This is a genomic window from Haemophilus parainfluenzae (genome assembly GCF_900450995.1).
Lineage (GTDB): Bacteria > Pseudomonadota > Gammaproteobacteria > Enterobacterales > Pasteurellaceae > Haemophilus_D > Haemophilus_D parainfluenzae_O.
The window spans coordinates 1,733,605-1,752,240 of the sequence record NZ_UGHY01000002.1 but is presented as its reverse complement, the minus strand read 5'-3'; the positions used below and the strand labels follow the sequence as shown (position 1 = coordinate 1,752,240).

Genomic DNA, 18,636 nt, shown 5'->3' with positions numbered 1-18,636 from the left:
TTTGGCAAAGAGTTTTTTTTATATCGTTATACCTGCTCCGTGCTCAACGTCCAGCCTAACTGTCTCAGTTGTTTATAACGTTCACGCGCTTGAGCTTTTTGCGTTTCTTCTACCGGTACAAAATCAATTAATTGTGTAAAGCTGTGGCTAAAATCCGGCACTTCCATTTGCAAATTGATCAGTAAGTCACGACGTTGGGCATTGCGTTTGCCTTTCCAACTAATCTCAATTGGCGGTGCATATTGTGTTGCTTCGCCTGAAAGATTATGAGGAACAAACTCATTCGGATCCCGTTGCCATAATGCTTCATCAATTAAAAATGCTTGCTCTTCTGTTTCGCACGCGATTAAAACTCGCTTGCCTAAACGCCACGCTTGAGCGGCAAGATCACAGGCAAGTTGCTCAACGGTTATCTTCTTTTCTGGATTTAAGAGATAAAATTGTGCGTTTTTTGCCATGATTGTGACTTCCCCATTTATCGTTTTGTAAACTGGCGAATTTTATCAAAAAAGCACTAAAAAATAAATCATCAACAAAGTGATTAACGTAAATAGAAAAAACACGGAAATTTTTTACCGCACTTTTATGATCTACATCACAAAAGTAACTTTTAACCTTTATGTTACATTCCATTCATAACTCGTAGGTGTTAGAATTTCGAAGATTTATTTTTATTTTCGATGATAGGAGTATCACATGGCATTTCGTATTGAAAAAGACACTATGGGCGAAGTTCAAGTTCCTGCAGATAAATACTGGGCAGCACAAACCGAACGTTCCCGTAACAACTTCAAAATTGGTCCGGCTGCCTCTATGCCGCACGAAATTATTGAAGCGTTTGGTTATTTGAAAAAAGCCGCTGCTTTCGCAAACTCTGATTTAGGTGTATTACCTGCAGAGAAACGTGATTTAATCGCGACCGCCTGTGATGAAATCCTGGCAGGGAAATTAGACGACCAATTCCCATTAGTCATTTGGCAAACTGGTTCAGGTACACAATCAAACATGAACGTGAACGAAGTGGTAGCGAACCGTGCTCACGTTTTACATGGCGGTAAATTAGGTGAAAAATCATTCATCCATCCAAACGATGATGTAAACAAATCACAATCTTCAAATGACACTTTCCCAACTGCGATGCACATTGCCGCATACAAAAAAGTGGTTGAACACACCATTCCTTGTGTGGAACGTCTACAAAAAACGTTCGCACAAAAATCAGCAGAATTTAAAGATGTGGTAAAAATTGGCCGTACTCACTTAATGGATGCCACCCCATTGACATTAGGTCAAGAGTTCTCTGCATACGCCGCACAATTAGATTTCGGTTTACGCGCACTAAGAAACACCCTTCCGCACTTAAGCCAATTAGCACTTGGTGGTACTGCAGTGGGTACTGGTTTGAACACACCAAAAGGCTATGATGTGAAAGTGGCGGATTACATCGCAAAATTCACTGGCTTACCATTCGTGACTGCTGAAAACAAATTTGAAGCGTTAGCAGCTCACGATGCGATTGTGGAAACACATGGTGCAATTAAACAATTAGCGATGAGCTTATTCAAAATTGCAAACGACATTCGTTTATTAGCATCAGGCCCTCGTTCTGGTATCGGTGAAATCTTAATTCCTGAAAATGAACCAGGTTCTTCCATCATGCCAGGTAAAGTGAACCCTACTCAATGTGAAGCGTTAACCATGGTGTGTGCGCAAGTATTCGGTAACGATACTACTATCGCGTTCGTTGGCTCACAAGGTCATTTCCAATTAAACGTATTTAACCCTGTCATGGTGGCGAATTTCTTACAATCTGCACAATTATTGGGTGATGCTTGCGTATCATTTGATGAACACTGCGCAACCGGTATTCAACCGAACTACCCTCGCATTAAACAACAATTGGAAAATTCATTGATGTTAGTAACCGCACTTAATACCCATATCGGTTACGAAAATGCAGCGAAAATTGCAAAAACTGCACACAAAAATGGTACAACCTTACGTGAAGAAGCGATTAACTTAGGCTTAGTTTCAGCCGAAGATTTCGACAAATGGGTTCGTCCTGAAGATATGGTGGGTAGCTTAAAATAAACTCCCCCAATAATTTGATGTCAAAGGCAGGTATACCTGCCTTTTTATTTGTGTTTTTTTAAAGGACTTTTTTGTTATAATCACGGTAATATTTTTGACATGAAAAAACTATGAAACTGAAATTTATTATTGCTGCCATTTCAGCCTTATTTTCCCCCGCACTTTTTGCCCAATGGCAACCGGTCGGCAATGCTGAATACACATGGGGGCCATTCCATGTTTATACTGTCGGCTTATATTCTGAAACGGGTTCCTATGAAAAAAATGAACGTCCGTTAATGTTTTCGATTAAATATGAAAAACCAGTTGAAGGGAAAAATTTTGCCATTGCTTTAACCAAAGAAATGGAATCACAAAATTTAAGTAAAGATGACACTACGGCATGGCTCAAAAAAATGCAGGAAATCTTCCCTGATTTTTCACCAAACGACATCTTAAATTTTGTTGCCTTAGCGGATAAAGGCTATTTTGTGTTGAATGATACCGTGTTAGATCATGAATTCGATCAAAAATTCACACAAGCGTTTATTGATGTATGGCTTTCAGATAAAAGTAGTTTTATCAAATTACAACCTCAATTATTAGGTAAAGAAAAACCGGCTCACGATAGCAAAGAATTTCAACATCAACCCGCAAGCGAGCCTTTTGATGAAGAAAATACGACGCCGGAATTACCACCAAATTACGATTTTAAACAAGACGCAAAAGGATAAACAACAAGGGCGAACATGATATGATTCGCCCTTTTTTTTATTGTTTCACTTGCTGTTCTAAAAACAAGATCATCTGCAATGCAATATCAATGCCACTGGTTTTCTCAATCATTTCTAACCCTGGGCTAGCATTTACTTCAAGCACCAATAAACCTTCTTTTGAACGAATCAAATCAACACCAGCTACAACAAGCCCTAAGGCTTTAATGGCTCGAATGGCAATAGATTTTTCCTCTTCAGTGAGTTTAATTTTTTCTGCTGCGCCACCACGGTGAAAATTTGCACGAAACTCACCATCTTGTCCAATACGCTGCATTGTGGCGACCACTTTATCACCGATCACAAAACAGCGAATATCAGTCCCTTTTGCCTCTTCGACAAAATCTTGTAACAAAACAGGGACATTCGCATCTTTTAACGTTTCTAAAATACTGACCGCACTTTGTGGACGGTCAGCCAAGATCACCCCAATACCTTGTGAACCTTTTAAGGTTTTAATAATCACTGGAGCGGTTATTTGCTTAATGGCTTGTTTAGGATCAACTTCACAACCGGATAAGACTGAATTTGGTATTGCAATACCTTGCTCCAATAATATCTGCAAACTACGCCATTTATCGCGTGCGGCTAAAAATGCTTGTTCTTTATTAAGGCAATAGACGCCTTTTCCTTGGAAATGTCGCAATACTGCACACCCCATTTGGGTGCTTGTCGTCCCAAAGCGTGGTAGTACAGCATCATAATCAGGCAATAAATAAAGCTCACTTTCTGCATTTTGTTGATAATACAAAGAAAAGTGCGGTTGATTTTTGTCGAGTTTTAAAATGCAACGATTAGGATCCAAAATATCCATTTGATGCCCGCAACTTTCTGCTGCTTCTTTTAAACGCTGGCAGCTATAAAGGCGAGGCTCACGGCAAAGCATCAATAATTTCATTCAGCTATATCCTTATGAAAAGAGGTGTTGATATATTACACCAATCACAATAATCCTGAAAAATGATTTCTGCTTTTGTGGAAATAGAGTAGAATTAGGGTGAATTTTTATTTAAATAAAAGGAAAATTTTATGTTCGTAGTTATTTTTGGTCGTCCAGGCTGCCCTTATTGTGTACGTGCAAAAAACCTTGCTGAAAAATTAAAAGGTGAAGTAGCGGATTTCGATTATCGCTATGTAGATATTATCGCTGAAGGTATTTCTAAAGCAGATTTATCAAAATCTGTCGGTAAAGAAGTGGAAACTGTGCCACAAATCTTTATCGATGAAAAACCAATCGGTGGTTGCACTGATTTCGAAGCATTAATGAAAGAACAATTTAACGTTGTGGCTTAATTATTGCTAAAAATATAAAAGAGCGGTCAATTTGATCTGCACCCCAAAAGTTGGACTCAACAAACCAACAATTGAGGTGCAGATTTTTTTATGGGTAAACACTACACAATCGAATTTAAATTACAGGCTCTCCAACCTATTTTGAATGAGAAAATGAGTATTAGAGAAGCCGCGCGTTTTTACAATATTCCTTCCAACGCCTTAGTCGGGACATGGTTGAAACGGTTTGAAAAAAGTGGCATAAAAGGACTGATTCCCCGTAAACCATCAGGACGACCGCCGATGAAACCCAAATATGCAAAAATGCCACCGCCACCCAAAACTGAAGAAGACCGTTTACGCCTGAGAATTTTACAGCTTGAAGCGGAGGTGGCCTACCTAAAGGAGTTGAGAAGGCTCAGACTTCAGGACGAAGCCGAGCAACGGAAATTATCCAAAGGTTAAGAACACGCTATCCGTTAAAATGGCTTTTAGGTTTTGCACAGTTAGCGCGTAGTACGTTTTTTGCTAAACTTCAGATTAAACCGGATAAGGATGAGCAGCTGAAAAAGGCCATTAAACGCATCAAAGCCAATCATCCTGATTATGGCTACCGACGAGTTCATGCCAGCTTGCCAGGCGTGAATCATAAAAAAGTTCAACGTTTAATGCAGACACTTGGGCTTCAAGTGCAGTCAAGAAAAAGCAAGAAATTTACGACCTATCGAGGCACGATAGGGGTGATTGCACCGAATCATCTTGAACGCGATTTTAGTGCAACGGCCCCGAAACAAAAATGGGTGACCGATATCACAGAGTTTAAGGCGAAAGATGGGAGTAAAGTCTATTTATCTCCAATTTTAGACTTATTTAACAATGAGATAGTTTCATATAATCTCAGCTATTCCCTAAACTGGGCACAAGTAGAGGACATGTTAATGCAAGCCGTCAAAGGATTAAATAAGGCTTGTGGTGTCATTTTGCATTCAGACCAAGGCTGGCAATATCAAATGGTAGCTTATCGTCGAATCTTGGCTGAACATGGCATCATTCAAAGTATGTCGAGAAAAGGGAATTGCTTAGATAACGCCGCGATGGAAAGTTTCTTTGGGCGATTAAAAACGGAATGTTTTTATGGTCGGGAATTTAAAACAAAAGAAGAGATAGTTGATGCTGTCAGAGATTATTTGGATTACTATAATCATCGACGGATTCAACTAAAATTAAAAGGACTGAGTCCGATACAATATCGAAAACAATCCTTTAAATAACAGTCTAACTTTTTGGGGTCAGATCATTTTAACCGCACTTTTATATTTCATCTTATTTAATTTGCAACGAGATTGCCCAATCCCATTCTGTTTCATTCAAACGATATTGCGCTTTTAACGCGGGTCCACAAGAATTGGAACCTACTCCACTCATTTTATAATCCACACACAAGATCGTACTGCTACTTTTCTCCAAATCATATTGGTGCTTTTTACTGCCCAATTCTTCTTGAGAATAAGGGGAAATATTCATACTAAAAGACATACCACTTTGCACGGTAAAGCAATCTGACAAATTCGCCACCTTCAGTTCACGACAACCATAGTGACTGCCATTTTCTTGTGGTTTTAAGTAAGGCACATGATTACTTTCTGGCGTTGTCTTATAACGACCAAAAGTCGTGGCGTGATGTTTATCCAGATAACTTTCCGTTGGTCCATAGCCTACATACTCCACTTGATTGAATCCTTGATTAAGGAAGAAACGCAAGCCAAAGCGTGGTAAGAATGGCAAATGCGGTTGTTTTTCAGCATGAATATTGATACGAAGTAATCCATTTTGTTCAATACGATACACTACATTCAATGTCAAAATTCGTGCTTTTGATACGGCAACCAATCCTAATTTAAAGGTAATTTCAACCGCACTTTCCTGCTTGGTTAAACGGTAATCATAAACACGACTCGTCGCACGATCGTAACCTGCAGCAAGCCAATGTGCTTTCATTAAACTATCGTTATCCAAAGGCGCTCGCCAAATATTAAAATCGGCTGGTTGATTTAACCAAGGCTCGCCATCTTTGCTAATTTGTTGAATAGTGCCTTTATATTGATCAAACTGGTATTCAATATCTGCCGCTTTAACTGAAATTAAATTGGCATATTCTGAAACAGAAATTGATTGGATATTTGATTTGAGTTCATTTGTGGATAATTGTGATTGCGCCGACAAAATAATCTGATCAAATCCCAAACAATAGCCTCGGGGAATTAAACCTGCTTCTGTTTTTTGATGATAGGTTAAGGTCAACATTTGTAATGAACCGCTACTTGTTGGCAATATTAAAGGCAAAAGTGCGGTTGATTTTGGCGCAATGTTTAAATCATCTATTTGACCTTCTTGTATAACAGCAAAATCTTCGGTGATTTGATAATGAATCGAAATGGCCTCTGCCGCATCTGTAAAATCCAAATAATTTTTGAGTTCAACATGACCATTTTTTAAGGTAGCACGAAGTGGACGATACACATTTTTGTATTCCAACAAATTGCTTTGAATTTGACGGTCTGCCGTCACTAATCCATCGGCACAAAAATTACCGTCATTCGGTGTGTCATTAAAATCCCCGCCATAGCCCATCTTGCTTGAATTTGGCAAATAAGGCGAATGATTACACCACTCCCACACAAATCCACCACAAGCGCCTGCATGTCGTTCCATAGTTTGGAAATAATCTTCCGTGTCCCCGCAAGAATTCCCCATCGCATGCAAATATTCACAGAAAAGATACGGCTTTTGATTTTGGGCATCGGCAAAATAAGCATCCAATTCTTCCGTGCTGGTGTACATTTCGCTATGAAAATCTAAATTGGATGTATCATTTTGATGGGCTGAATGTTGAAAGATCGCATTTTCATAATGCACTAAACGACTTGGATCACGTTGTTTTACCCAAGCGGCCGCTTGCTCAAAATTCTCACCGTAGCCACTTTCATTTCCCAATGACCAAATCACAACAGAAGGCCGATTTTTATCTCGCTCAATATTGGCATAAGTGCGGTCTAAAATGGCTTGATTAAATTCAGGGCTTCGAGCCATATAGCAATAATTGTCGATTGTTTTTTGACGAATTGCTTCATGATCAATCTCTGTTTTTACCCCTAACAAAATACTGGTTTCGGGTGACTCAACATAGACTGCATTCGTGCCGTGTGATTCAATATCACTTTCCGCAATCACATAAAAACCATATTCATCACACAATTCTGTAAACCAAGGGGCATTAGGATAATGCGCTGTGCGAATGGCATTAAAATTATGCTGTTTCATTAAGCGTAAATCTTGCAATGCTTGTTCTCGACTAATGACATAACCCGTTTTCAGATCGCTATCATGGCGATTAACACCTTTAAACTTAATCGCTTGCCCATTAAATAACATTACCCCATTCTTCACTTCGATATGACGCAAGCCGACCTTTTGGCAAATCACCTCTGATCCATATTGCAAAATCAACGTGTATAAACGAGGGTTCTCCGCATGCCATAATTGTGCACTTTCAATTTCAGCATGAAAAGCATGTCCCTCTTGTTCAGTTATCAATTTACCTTGAGGATCAAATAATTGCCAAGAAATAGGTTGTTCACATTCTGTAAACTGACAGGCCACATGTAATCGAGCCTTGGTAAATTCTTGATTAAATTGCGTTTGAATGAAGAAATCTTGTAAGTAATTTTTTTCTCGTTCTAATAGATAAACATCTCGGAAAATACCAGACATTCGGAATTTGTCTTGGTCTTCCAAGTAACTGCCATCACACCATTTCAACACGAGAACATGTAAGTGGTTTTCCCCTTGTTGTAAAAAGTCAGTGATATCAAATTCACTGGTGCAATGACTAATTTGGCTGTAGCCCACAAATTGTTGATTCACATAGACAAATAAGCAGCTATCTACCCCTTCAAAATTTAAGAGATACCGTTTTTCGGCATTGATTTCGACATTAAAAACGCGATGATACAAACCACAAGGATTTTCAATGGGCACATAAGGGGGATCAAAAGGGAAAGGATAATTTACGTTGGTATATTGATGATTATCGTAACCATAATTTTGCCAATTGGAAGGAACGGGGATTTTATCCGTAAAGGAAAAATGAAGGAAATCTTGAGGCAAGTGAGTATAGCTTTCAAAATAAGCAAAATCCCATTCATCATTTAGTAAGGTAAAGTAAGGGGAAAATTCTCGTGTCTTTTTGACCGCACTTTCAGTTGAAGAAAAAGGAATAAAATAAGCGTGATGTGGTGTGGTATTCACGTGCAAGGTTTGCGGATCTTCAAAATAGCGAGGCAACAACATAAAAACTCCCAATGCAATTTAGACACATAAAAAAGGGCGCCTGAATGACGCTCACTATACCTAAAATCTTCGACTAATCTAGCGATAAGTTTACAAATCGTGATACTTATCACATTAATTTTTATGGCAATTTTGCCAAGAAGACATAACCGCCTTTTTCACTCATTATCTCAACGTTAGAATCCGCTGTAATGAATGCTGACTCACCTTGTTTCAAGGTAAGTGTAGCTGATTTTTCTTGTATTTTTAGCTCGCCTCGCATCACTAACAAAATACCCGCACTTTGAAGATTTACTTTAGTATGCTGTTCTGGTTCAACACGAATTTGAGCTAAAGCAAAATCGTTTACTGGCGTTTTATAAGTAAATTCTGACTGATTTTGAGGTGCCGCTGAGATAATTTGAGGTGTTACTTCACGACAATCCACAATTTTTAATAATTCGACAATATCGACATATTTTGGTGTTAAGCCACCACGAATCACATTGTCAGAACAGGCCATTAACTCCACGTTTTGTCCGCGAAGATAAGCATGAGGAATACCCGCATCTTGGAAAATGCCCTCTCCTTCTTTTAAATGCACAATATTAAAGAGATAAAAACACACTAAGCCTGCATCTAATTTTTCAGGTGAAATCGCCATGGCTTCCATCGTATATAGCACCCAATAATCAGGGTTATCTAACGCCAACTCGCCATTTTTATAAGGCTGTTGGTTAGCTTCAATAATAGGTAATAGCCAATTTGCGAGCGTGGATTGATCCGCCAACATTACATCCGCATAAAATTCAGCAAGGTTTTGTGTGCCAAGTTTCTCAGCCAAAGGTTGCAAAGAGGGGCGCACATTTAATGTGGCAAGTATTTGAGATTTTGTTTTAAAACCATGTAAAAGCCAAAAATCAGATAAGGCAATCATCATTTCTGGTTTGTGATTTCGGTCTTTATAAGTCCGTGTGCTATCAGTGAGTGATACACCTTTTGCATTTTCAGCCTCAAATCCCTTTTCAGCTTGTGCTTTAGTTGGATGCAATTGAATCGACAACGGTTTTTCAACATCTAAAATTTTTAACAAATAAGGGAGTTCATCACCAAATTGCTGGCGGCTTGCTTGCCCAAGTGCGGTCGGATTTTGCGATAAAAATTCAATAAGGGATTGTTTACCTGTTACATTCTCAATTTCAGAAGGTGCTGATGGATGCGCGCCTAACCACCATTCAGCACAAGGTTGATCTTTCGCTAAATATAATCCAATCAGTGAGGCAATATAGTTTTTTCCGCCCCATGCATAATGCTGTACTTGGCCCGTTAATCGATAAATCATTTTTACCTTCCTCAAAAAGAATAAGTATAAAAAAATCCGCTCATTTAAAGCGGATCTTTTAATCAGTGAATCTTATTTCTTTAAAGTTAGAACAATAGATTCTCCAGCAATCGCTTCGCCCGATTTTTTCTCAATAGATGAAATTTCATCCATGTTAGAGATAACCACTGGTGTTAAAACTGATTTGGCTTTTGATTCTAATGTTGGTAAATAAAATTCAATAATTGTATCACCACGTTTTACGTTTTGGCCTTCATGAGCAATTCGGGTAAACCCTTCACCTTTCAACTCAACAGTATCAATACCGAAGTGAACAAATAATTCAACTCCCTCTTTTGATTCCATTGAGAAAGCATGATTAGTTTCAAAAATTTTACCAATTACACCATCAACAGGCGCAACAATTTTGTTACCTGTTGGGCGAATCGCGATACCATCACCCACGATTTTTTCAGAGAAAACAACATCTGGTACATCTTCGATATTCACAATCTCACCAGAAAGTGGCGCATAAATTTCTACTTCCACTGATTTGTTTTCTTTTGAACCAAATAATTTGTCAAATAAGCCCATTTTAATCTCCTATCTATTAAAGATGGCTGGTATTTTAACGTAAAACTCTGTTTTTGTATCTAGTTTAACGACTTTTCTGCTAAAAAAGCTTGAATTAATTGCTCAATTTCAGCTGCGGTTGGTTTTTGTAATGCTTCATCTGCCAATGCTTTCGCCTCTTGGTAACTCACATGACGCACTAATTTCTTGATATGTGGTACTGAAATGGCACTCATACTAAATTCATCTAAGCCCATACCAAGTAACAATAAGGTCGCACGTTCATCACCAGCTAACTCACCACACATACCAGTCCATTTACCTTCAGCATGAGAGGCATCAATCACTTGTTTAATCAAACCAAGCACTGAAGGTGACATTGGATTGTATAAGTGAGAAATTAATTCGTTACCACGGTCAACGGCTAAGGTATATTGGGTTAAATCGTTTGTACCAATACTAAAGAAATCTACTTCTTTCGCTAAGAATTTCGCATTCACTGCTGCAGATGGCGTTTCAACCATGACACCTACTTGAATGCTTTCATCAAAAGCCTTACCTTCTGCACGTAATTCGGCTTTTAACCTTTCAAGCACAGATTTTAACTCACGAATTTCTTCTACCGAAATAATCATCGGGAACATCACGGCTAGTTTACCAAATGCAGAAGCACGTAATACCGCTCTTAATTGCGCATGTAAAATCTCACGACGATCAAGGGCAATACGGATTGCACGCCATCCAAGAAATGGGTTCATTTCTTTTGGTAAATTTAAATATGGGAGCTCTTTATCACCACCGATATCCATGGTACGTAATACCACTAGACGCCCTTCCATTGCTTCAACCACTTCTTTATAAGCAATGAATTGCTCTTCTTCGCTTGGTAATTGATCACGATCCATAAAGAGGAATTCTGTACGGTATAAACCTACCCCTTCTGCACCATTACGGTGTGCGCCTTCGCAATCGCGAATCGTACCAATATTCGCTACCACTTCGACTTTATGACCATCAAGGGTCACTGCCGGTAAATCTTTTAATTTCGCTAATTCTGCTTTTTCTTCAGCAAGTTTTGCTTCTAGTGTTTTTAATTCGTCAATTTCAGCTTGAGTCGGATTCACGTAAACACGGTTGTTCACGGCATCTAAAATAAGATAATCACCGGTATTCACTCGCGCTGTGACATCATTTGTCCCAACAATGGCCGGTAATTCAAGTGAACGAGCCATAATGGAGGTGTGAGAGGTTCTACCACCAATATCAGTGATAAAACCTAATACTTTTTCTAAGTTTAATTGAGCGGTTTCTGATGGAGTTAAATCATAAGCCACAAGGATAGACTCTTCGGCAATATCACCAAGATCGACGATGTGCATACCTAAAATATTTTTGATTAAACGATTACCGATATCACGAATATCACCTGCACGTTCTTTTAAGTATTCATCATCAATTTCAGATAACATTTCAACCTGTTGATCGATGATTTTACTTGCAGCGACACTCGCATTTACTTTATGTAAACGAAGATAATCAATAATCTCTTCTTCTAATTCTTCATCTTCAAGGATCATTAAATGGCCTTCAAAGATGGCCGCTTTTTCTTCTCCTAAAGATTTTAATGCACGTTGATGAATAGAATTAAGTTGCTCAACTGCTGCTTCACGGCCCGCATAAAAACGAGCAACTTCTGACTCGATTTGATCTTCTGAAATTTTTTGGAAATCCAGAACAATTTTTTCTTCTTTTAATACTAAAGCTTTACCAAAAACGATACCTGGCGATGCTGGGATACCTGTAATCATAATTTTACATTCCGAAATAATTTATTAAAGGCTAAATAAAAAATAGCCATAGAATAGGAATCCTGTGGCTATCGTCAATTATTCTAAAGTAGGAATTAATGCTACTAAATGTTCAACGGCTTGTTGTTCGTCTTCACCTTCCGCCGAGATGGTGATTACAGTTCCTTGCGTCAAACCTAAGGTTTGTAGCTTAAATAAGCTTTTCGCACTTGCACTTTTTCCACCAGAAGTGACTGTTACATCAGAAGCAAAGGCTTTTGCTTCTTTCACAAATTGCGCTGCTGGACGGGTGTGTAAACCATTAGGGGCTGTAATTTCTACATCTTTTGAGAACATAATGTTACCTCTATTTAGTAATAGTAAAATTTAAGCAATCTAATCTATAAATTGTCGGTAGTATCGCTATTAAATACCCAATAATCAAGGCAAAACACAAAAAAAATTGAGCTACATCACAAAATTTAAACGTTTGCATACCTAATTTGAGTAAAAGATATACTACGCAGAAAAATGGCGTTGTGATTTCGTCTCACTCAAGCTTTCAATGAGGCGATGATAATTCTCATAGCGTATTGGTGAAATCCGACCTGCTTCAACTGCCTCACGTAATGCACAGCCAGGATCATTCAAATGTTTACAATCTCGGAATTTACACGTACCTAAGACATATTGAAATTCACGATAGCCTTTGGTGATTTGATCTGGCTCCAAATGCCATAAACCAAACTCACGAATACCCGGTGAATCAATCAAATTGCCGCCTTGTGGCAAATGATATAAACGAGAAGAGGTGGTTGTATGTTGCCCCAAGCCTGAGGTTTCACTGATGCCACCGACTTGCGCATTGACCGTTGGTAAAATATGGTTAATTAAACTGGATTTGCCTACCCCTGACTGCCCCACAAAAATGGATGTTCCGTCACTTAAAAGTGCGGTCAATTTTTCCATATTTTTTCCGGTTTCAGCAGAAATGATGATGGTCTGATAACCAATATCACGGTAAATCTGTAACTGGCTTTCCACTTCCTGCTCTTGCTCAGCATCCAGTAAATCGCCTTTATTCACCACAATGACAGGTTCAATCCCCGCATTTTCACACACCACTAAATAACGATCGATAATATTGAGTGAAAGTACCGGTACAACCGCAGAAACAATAATAATACGATCGATATTGGCCGCGATTGGTTTCAACCCATCATAATAATCTGGACGAGCAATTTCATTTTGTCTTGGGTGAATGGCTTCAATCACGCCACTCACACCTTGAAGTTGTTCATTACCTTGTCGCCAAATCACTTTATCTCCAACCACGAGACTAGAAAGTGTACGACGTAAATTACAACGGAAAATTTCCCCTTGTGCATTTTCCACATCTGCATGAACCGAATAACGCGTAACAACTACCCCATCTTGGCTTTCACCTAGCATATCATCTTGCCATTCCACTTCTTTCTTCTTGTGGCGATGCAAGGCTTTCGCGTTATTTGATTGAATTCGACGAGTTTGATTTTGCGTTAGTTTACGTTTGCTCATAAAGTGCGGTCGTTTTTTCCGATGTTTTTCGTTAAAATAAACGGGATTAAAAATGTTTATAGGATACCTTATATTATGCAATTAGATAAACAAAATCTGATTTGGATCGATTTAGAAATGACAGGATTAGATCCTGAAAAAGAACGCATTATTGAAATCGCGACCATTGTGACCGATAAAGATCTCAATATTTTAGCTGAAGGACCTGTGATTGCGGTGCATCAAAGTGATGAATTATTAAACAAAATGTCAGAATGGTGCGTAAAAACCCACACGGCAAATGGCTTAGTTGACCGTGTCAAAGCGAGCAAACTCACCGAACGTGCAGCAGAATTACAAACATTAGATTTTTTAAAACGTTGGGTACCTAAAGGTGCTTCACCGATTTGTGGTAACAGCATCGCACAAGATAAACGCTTTCTTTATAAATATATGCCTGATTTAGCGGATTATTTCCACTATCGTCATGTGGATGTCAGTACATTAAAAGAATTGGCTTCTCGCTGGAAACCAGAGATTTTAGATGGGTTCAAAAAAGGCAATACTCATTTAGCGCTTGATGATATTCGTGAATCAATTAAAGAGTTATCTTACTACCGTGAGCACTTTATTAATCTGGGTTGATGAAAACTTAGGCAAACTCAATCATTTGCGAAATCTGCGCTTGCGTTGAATAAATTTTTTCGTATAATGATGCCTCATTCACCAATGTGAAATGCGGGAATAGCTCAGTTGGTAGAGCACGACCTTGCCAAGGTCGGGGTCGCGAGTTCGAGCCTCGTTTCCCGCTCCAAATTTTCACATGAATGCCCTGCGGGAATAGCTCAGTTGGTAGAGCACGACCTTGCCAAGGTCGGGGTCGCGAGTTCGAGCCTCGTTTCCCGCTCCAAATTCTCAATCCGTTGCTGAAAAGCAGCGGATTTTTTATTGTATTTTCCCTACATATTCCCTTCAAAATACGATAAAATTCCTCAGAAACTTTAACCTAAAAAATCACTCTAAGAATGACCGAATTAACCCAATACATTCCTGATGAAGGCACGATGCTCCGTTTTGGTAAAAAACTCGCAGAAGTGCTTGTAAAACAACCGAAAGATAACGCTATTGTGCTTTATTTCAATGGCGACCTCGGCGCAGGGAAAACCACCCTGACTCGCGGAATGGTGCAAGGTTTAGGCTATCAAGGCAATGTCAAAAGTCCTACTTATACGTTAGTGGAAGAATATAGCATTGCAGGAAAAATGATTTATCACTTTGATTTATATCGTCTTGCCGATCCCGAAGAATTAGAATTTATGGGTATTCGTGATTATTTCAGCCAAAATTGTATCTGCTTAATCGAATGGGCAGAAAAAGGTGAGGGCATTTTGCCTGAGGCTGATTTATTGGTGAATATTGATTATTACGACGATGCTCGAAACATTACGCTAATTGCTCAAAACTCAGTGAGTGAGCATATTTTGACACAACTATAAAACTGACTTACATGAAAGCAAAATTTTCGTTTCTTTTTGGAATATTTTCTCTAATTTCTACTACCGTATTTGCCGCGCCACAATGGACAATTGCCATTGATCCCGGCCATGGCGGTAAAGATCCCGGTGCAATCGGAAAAAATCTCGGCATTTATGAAAAGAATGTCACCCTTTCTATCGCGCAAGAATTAAAAGCCTTATTAGATAAAGATCCTAATTTCAAAGGCGTCTTAACACGCAGTAGCGATTACTACATTTCTGTGCCAGAACGCTCTGAAATTGCACGTAAATACAAAGCGAATTTTCTCGTGTCTATCCATGCAGACTCCTCTCTTAATGCAGACCAACGTGGTGCATCTGTTTGGGTGCTATCCAATCGTCGCGCCAACGATGAAATGGGTCAATGGTTAGAAGATGATGAAAAACGCTCTGAGCTTTTAGGTGGTGCAGGAAAAGTACTTTCCAATAACAATGACAAATATTTAGATCAAACTGTACTCGACCTGCAATTTGGTCACAGCCAACGTACAGGCTATGAACTTGGTAACAGCATTTTACGTCGCTTTGCTCGCGTGACTTCATTAAGTCGTAGCACGCCACAACATGCAAGCCTTGGCGTATTGCGTTCACCCGATATTCCTTCTGTTCTGGTGGAAACAGGTTTCCTGTCCAATATGGAAGAAGAACAAAAACTGAATACCATTGCTTATCGTCGTCGTATTGCTTATATGATTTATGAAGGCTTAGTCGCTTATCGCAATGGTAATTTAAAAGCGATTGCTGTTCCACCTAGTGATGAGCAAGACACCAAAGCGATAAAATCAAACGACAAAAATAATGAAAAATCTGACCGCACTTCCGATGTGAAAGACAGCGGTATTCGCCATAAAGTGAAATCAGGCGAAAGCATTGGTAGCTTAGCAAACAAATATGATGTCAAAGTCAGTGAAATCATTGAGTTAAATAAACTGAAACGCAAAGAACTTTGGTTAAATGAAACCATTAAGATTCCTGATAATGGCAAAGGCAAAAAAGCGGAAGAACCAACTAAAGAAGAAAATAAAAACATCGAAAAATCTGACCGCCCTTCCGATATCAAAGATAGCGGCGTACGTCATAAAGTAAAACCAGGTGAAAGCATTGGTAGCTTGGCGAACAAATATGATGTGAAAGTCAGTGAAATTATTGAGTTAAATAAACTTAAACGTAAAGAACTTTGGCTGAATGAAACCATTAAAATTCCTGATAACGGCAAAGGTAAAAAGGTAGAAGAAAAACCTAAATCGGATGATAAAGCCAAAGCCGATGACAAAGGGAAAAACAGCAAAATTGTTGAAGCTGAAAAAGCCGTTTCTAAAAAAGATAAAAGACAAGAAAAAGCTGAGACTAAAACAGAGCCAGAGAAAAAAGGCAACGATAAAAAAGACGCTTCTTCAAAAGGAAATGAAAAGAAAGATGATGGCAAGAAAGAAACCCCGCTTTACCATACGGTGAAAGCAGATCAAACTATCTATGCTATCTCTCGTGAATACAATGTACCAGTTAATCGTCTTTTAAAACTGAACCCAACATTGAAAAACGACAAAGTCGTAACTGGGCAAAAAATCAAACTTAAAGAAAAATAAGGAATCCTATGGCAATCAAAATTCTTTCTCCACAGCTGGCTAACCAGATTGCCGCCGGTGAAGTGGTCGAACGCCCTGCCTCTGTGGTGAAAGAATTGGTGGAAAATAGCCTTGATGCCAGTGCCAATAAAATTCATATTGATATTGAAAACGGCGGTGCCAGTCTGATTCGTATTCGAGATAACGGTAGTGGCATTCCTAAAGAAGAATTAAGCCTTGCGCTGGCTCGACACGCAACCAGTAAAATTACCGATCTTGATGATCTAGAAGCCATTTTAAGTTTAGGTTTCCGCGGTGAAGCCCTTGCCAGTATCAGCTCGGTTTCTCGTCTCACACTTACCTCTCGCACAGTGGAGCAAAATGAAGCATGGCAAGTCTATGCACAGGGACGAGAGATGGAAACCACAATTAAACCCGCCTCTCATCCTGTCGGCACAACAGTTGAAGTCGCGAATCTCTTTTTTAACACGCCTGCTCGTCGTAAATTCTTACGCACTGATAAAACAGAATTTGCTCATATTGATGAAGTCATTCGCCGAATTGCTTTAGCAAAATTCAATATTGCTTTTACGCTCACACATAACGGCAAAATGATTCGACAATATCGTCCTGCAACGAATGAAGAACAACAACTAAAACGTGTTGCCGCCATTTGTGGCGATGATTTTGTTCAACATGCCTTGCGCATTGATTGGAAACATGATGATCTGCATCTTTCTGGCTGGGTGGCGACACCTGAATTTACACGTTCTCAAAATGATTTGAGCTATTGCTATATCAATGGACGAATGGTGCGTGATAAAGTGATCACCCACGCCATTCGTCAAGCGTATGCGGAGCATTTGCATACTGAGCAATACCCTGCATTTGTGCTATTTATCGACCTCAATCCACATGATGTCGATGTCAACGTACACCCTACAAAACATGAAGTTCGTTTCCATCAAGCTCGCTTAATTCATGACTTTATCTGCCAAGGCGTAACAAATGCACTCAATGCTATTCCTCAAACTGAATTAGATTTAGCATCAGCGATAAATGAGGCAAGAGAGCCTTCGGCTTCGTATCAAACGTACTATGAAACAAAACCCAATCGTGCAGCAGCAGGGCAAAATATTTTCACTTCAAATTATCATCAATCTCGTGAAAAACAATCAGAAAATCGACCGCACTTTTCAAATCGTAGTGAATACATTCCGTCATATGATTATCGCGAGCAACCTACAAAGACTGAACAACGCGTATATGGGGAATTAGTACGTCCTGCGGAAAATTCTCAAGTTTTAACAGCACCTGTCGTTGAACAACTCCCACAGACAAGTGAACCAGGCTATTTACGCGCATTAGCCTTGATTGAAAATAAAGCATTGCTTTTACAACAAAATCAGCTGTTTTATTTGATGTCATTAGCTAAATTGCAAACCTTAAATTATGAATTAACCTTACAACAAGGTGAAATTTCACAACAGCCGTTGCTCATTCCGATTATTTTCCGATTAGATGAAAAACAATTTGAACAATGGAAAAAACAAAAAGCTTTTTTCCAACAAAGTGGTTTTGAATTTATTGAAAATGAAGCCCAGCTACGTCTCACTCTAAACAAAGTGCCTACGGTTTTACGTACACAAAATTTACAAAAATGTGTGGTGAGCCTACTCGCTGAACATCTAGAAAATATGCCTGATTTTCTGACCGCACTTTGTCAGAAGCTAGAGATGAAACCAATTCAAGTATTAGCGGATGCAGTCAGCTTATTAAGTGAAACGGAACGCTTACTGAATAAAGCTCATCAAGAGAAATTTAATACATTACTGAAACCGATTAACTGGCAGCCTTTTTTAACTGATTTATAAT

At 39.0% G+C, this 18,636-nt stretch carries 17 protein-coding genes and 2 tRNA genes; 11 read left to right on the top strand and 8 right to left on the bottom strand.

The window, feature by feature from the left end; all coding sequences use genetic code 11:
- Positions 1-26: 26 nt before the first annotated feature.
- Positions 27-458, bottom strand: a complete 432-nt coding sequence (locus tag DX522_RS08965; protein WP_049364362.1) for a DNA polymerase III subunit chi — start codon at positions 456-458, stop codon at positions 27-29.
- A gap of 238 nt (positions 459-696) precedes the next feature.
- Here DX522_RS08965 and fumC point away from each other — a divergent pair, with 238 nt between their 5' ends.
- Both fumC and DX522_RS08955 read left to right on the top strand, forming a co-directional pair.
- Positions 697-2,091: a class II fumarate hydratase gene (gene fumC, locus DX522_RS08960; protein ID WP_115180534.1), complete on the top strand. Its 1,395-nt coding sequence runs from the start codon at positions 697-699 to the stop codon at positions 2,089-2,091.
- Between the two features lie 110 nt (positions 2,092-2,201).
- Positions 2,202-2,804: a chalcone isomerase family protein gene (locus tag DX522_RS08955; protein ID WP_115180533.1), complete on the top strand. Its 603-nt coding sequence runs from the start codon at positions 2,202-2,204 to the stop codon at positions 2,802-2,804.
- 37 nt (positions 2,805-2,841) lie between these two features.
- Here DX522_RS08955 and DX522_RS08950 read toward each other — a convergent pair whose 3' ends face one another.
- Positions 2,842-3,741 carry a RimK family alpha-L-glutamate ligase gene (locus DX522_RS08950; protein WP_115180532.1) on the bottom strand — a complete coding sequence of 300 codons (900 nt, stop codon included), beginning with the start codon at positions 3,739-3,741 and terminating at the stop codon, positions 2,842-2,844.
- 131 nt (positions 3,742-3,872) lie between these two features.
- On the opposite strand from DX522_RS08950, the gene DX522_RS08945 reads away from it, so the two are divergent.
- The 3 genes from DX522_RS08945 (at position 3,873) to DX522_RS08935 (ending at position 5,386) form a co-directional block, all read left to right on the top strand.
- Entirely contained in the window at positions 3,873-4,136 is a 264-nt protein-coding gene (locus DX522_RS08945) for a GrxA family glutaredoxin (RefSeq protein ID WP_005695639.1), read from the top strand.
- A gap of 90 nt (positions 4,137-4,226) precedes the next feature.
- Positions 4,227-4,580 (top strand): helix-turn-helix domain-containing protein, encoded by a 354-nt coding sequence (locus tag DX522_RS12060; protein ID WP_115180531.1) that lies wholly within the window; start codon positions 4,227-4,229, stop codon positions 4,578-4,580.
- Entirely contained in the window at positions 4,565-5,386 is an 822-nt protein-coding gene (locus tag DX522_RS08935; RefSeq protein WP_115180530.1) for an IS3 family transposase, read from the top strand. The genes DX522_RS12060 and DX522_RS08935 overlap by 16 nt, the downstream gene beginning before the upstream one ends.
- A 52-nt stretch (positions 5,387-5,438) precedes the next feature.
- On the opposite strand, the gene DX522_RS08930 is transcribed toward DX522_RS08935, so the two are convergent.
- The 6 genes from DX522_RS08930 to rsgA form a co-directional block, all read right to left on the bottom strand.
- Positions 5,439-8,465 (bottom strand): glycoside hydrolase family 2 TIM barrel-domain containing protein, encoded by a 3,027-nt coding sequence (locus DX522_RS08930; protein WP_115180529.1) that lies wholly within the window; start codon positions 8,463-8,465, stop codon positions 5,439-5,441.
- Positions 8,466-8,586: 121 nt separating this feature from the next.
- Complete coding sequence (gene manA, locus DX522_RS08925) at positions 8,587-9,786, bottom strand: mannose-6-phosphate isomerase, class I (RefSeq protein WP_115180528.1); 1,200 nt, start codon at positions 9,784-9,786, stop codon at positions 8,587-8,589.
- 72 nt (positions 9,787-9,858) lie between these two features.
- A complete protein-coding gene (crr, locus tag DX522_RS08920; RefSeq protein WP_115180527.1) occupies positions 9,859-10,359 on the bottom strand; it encodes a PTS glucose transporter subunit IIA in 501 nt (166 codons plus the stop codon).
- A gap of 59 nt (positions 10,360-10,418) precedes the next feature.
- Positions 10,419-12,146 (bottom strand): phosphoenolpyruvate-protein phosphotransferase PtsI, encoded by a 1,728-nt coding sequence (ptsI, locus tag DX522_RS08915; protein WP_115180526.1) that lies wholly within the window; start codon positions 12,144-12,146, stop codon positions 10,419-10,421.
- Between the two features lie 78 nt (positions 12,147-12,224).
- Positions 12,225-12,482, bottom strand: coding sequence for a phosphocarrier protein Hpr (gene ptsH, locus DX522_RS08910; RefSeq protein WP_005695633.1), 258 nt, complete (start codon positions 12,480-12,482; stop codon positions 12,225-12,227).
- 162 nt (positions 12,483-12,644) lie between these two features.
- Positions 12,645-13,682 (bottom strand): small ribosomal subunit biogenesis GTPase RsgA, encoded by a 1,038-nt coding sequence (rsgA, locus tag DX522_RS08905; protein WP_014065698.1) that lies wholly within the window; start codon positions 13,680-13,682, stop codon positions 12,645-12,647.
- 75 nt (positions 13,683-13,757) lie between these two features.
- On the opposite strand from rsgA, the gene orn reads away from it, so the two are divergent.
- The 6 genes from orn (at position 13,758) to mutL (ending at position 18,635) form a co-directional block, all read left to right on the top strand.
- On the top strand, positions 13,758-14,306 hold the full coding sequence (gene orn, locus DX522_RS08900; RefSeq protein ID WP_115180525.1) for an oligoribonuclease: 549 nt from the start codon (positions 13,758-13,760) through the stop codon (positions 14,304-14,306).
- Positions 14,307-14,399: 93 nt separating this feature from the next.
- Positions 14,400-14,475 (top strand) — tRNA-Gly (locus DX522_RS08895).
- A gap of 20 nt (positions 14,476-14,495) precedes the next feature.
- A tRNA-Gly gene (locus DX522_RS08890) sits at positions 14,496-14,571 on the top strand.
- Between the two features lie 115 nt (positions 14,572-14,686).
- A complete protein-coding gene (gene tsaE / locus DX522_RS08885) occupies positions 14,687-15,157 on the top strand; it encodes a tRNA (adenosine(37)-N6)-threonylcarbamoyltransferase complex ATPase subunit type 1 TsaE (RefSeq protein ID WP_115180524.1) in 471 nt (156 codons plus the stop codon).
- Between the two features lie 11 nt (positions 15,158-15,168).
- Positions 15,169-16,782, top strand: a complete 1,614-nt coding sequence (locus DX522_RS08880; protein WP_115180523.1) for an N-acetylmuramoyl-L-alanine amidase — start codon at positions 15,169-15,171, stop codon at positions 16,780-16,782.
- 8 nt (positions 16,783-16,790) lie between these two features.
- Positions 16,791-18,635, top strand: a complete 1,845-nt coding sequence (gene mutL / locus DX522_RS08875; RefSeq protein WP_115180522.1) for a DNA mismatch repair endonuclease MutL — start codon at positions 16,791-16,793, stop codon at positions 18,633-18,635.
- Position 18,636: the final 1 nt, after the last annotated feature.

Excerpts from the sequence above, each read along its gene's own strand:
- DX522_RS12060 (WP_115180531.1), top strand. The coding sequence starts at position 4,227 with ATGGGTAAACACTACACAATCGAATTTAAATTACAGGCTCTCCAACCT.
- DX522_RS08950 (WP_115180532.1), bottom strand. The coding sequence starts at position 3,741 with ATGAAATTATTGATGCTTTGCCGTGAGCCTCGCCTTTATAGCTGCCAG.
- fumC (WP_115180534.1), top strand. The coding sequence starts at position 697 with ATGGCATTTCGTATTGAAAAAGACACTATGGGCGAAGTTCAAGTTCCT.
- ptsI (WP_115180526.1), bottom strand. The coding sequence starts at position 12,146 with ATGATTACAGGTATCCCAGCATCGCCAGGTATCGTTTTTGGTAAAGCT.
- ptsH (WP_005695633.1), bottom strand. The coding sequence starts at position 12,482 with ATGTTCTCAAAAGATGTAGAAATTACAGCCCCTAATGGTTTACACACC.
- mutL (WP_115180522.1), top strand. The coding sequence starts at position 16,791 with ATGGCAATCAAAATTCTTTCTCCACAGCTGGCTAACCAGATTGCCGCC.
- crr (WP_115180527.1), bottom strand. The coding sequence starts at position 10,359 with ATGGGCTTATTTGACAAATTATTTGGTTCAAAAGAAAACAAATCAGTG.
- DX522_RS08930 (WP_115180529.1), bottom strand. The coding sequence starts at position 8,465 with ATGTTGTTGCCTCGCTATTTTGAAGATCCGCAAACCTTGCACGTGAAT.
- DX522_RS08965 (WP_049364362.1), bottom strand. The coding sequence starts at position 458 with ATGGCAAAAAACGCACAATTTTATCTCTTAAATCCAGAAAAGAAGATA.
- orn (WP_115180525.1), top strand. The coding sequence starts at position 13,758 with ATGCAATTAGATAAACAAAATCTGATTTGGATCGATTTAGAAATGACA.
- manA (WP_115180528.1), bottom strand. The coding sequence starts at position 9,786 with ATGATTTATCGATTAACGGGCCAAGTACAGCATTATGCATGGGGCGGA.
- tsaE (WP_115180524.1), top strand. The coding sequence starts at position 14,687 with ATGACCGAATTAACCCAATACATTCCTGATGAAGGCACGATGCTCCGT.
- rsgA (WP_014065698.1), bottom strand. The coding sequence starts at position 13,682 with ATGAGCAAACGTAAACTAACGCAAAATCAAACTCGTCGAATTCAATCA.
- DX522_RS08955 (WP_115180533.1), top strand. The coding sequence starts at position 2,202 with ATGAAACTGAAATTTATTATTGCTGCCATTTCAGCCTTATTTTCCCCC.
- DX522_RS08945 (WP_005695639.1), top strand. The coding sequence starts at position 3,873 with ATGTTCGTAGTTATTTTTGGTCGTCCAGGCTGCCCTTATTGTGTACGT.
- DX522_RS08880 (WP_115180523.1), top strand. The coding sequence starts at position 15,169 with ATGAAAGCAAAATTTTCGTTTCTTTTTGGAATATTTTCTCTAATTTCT.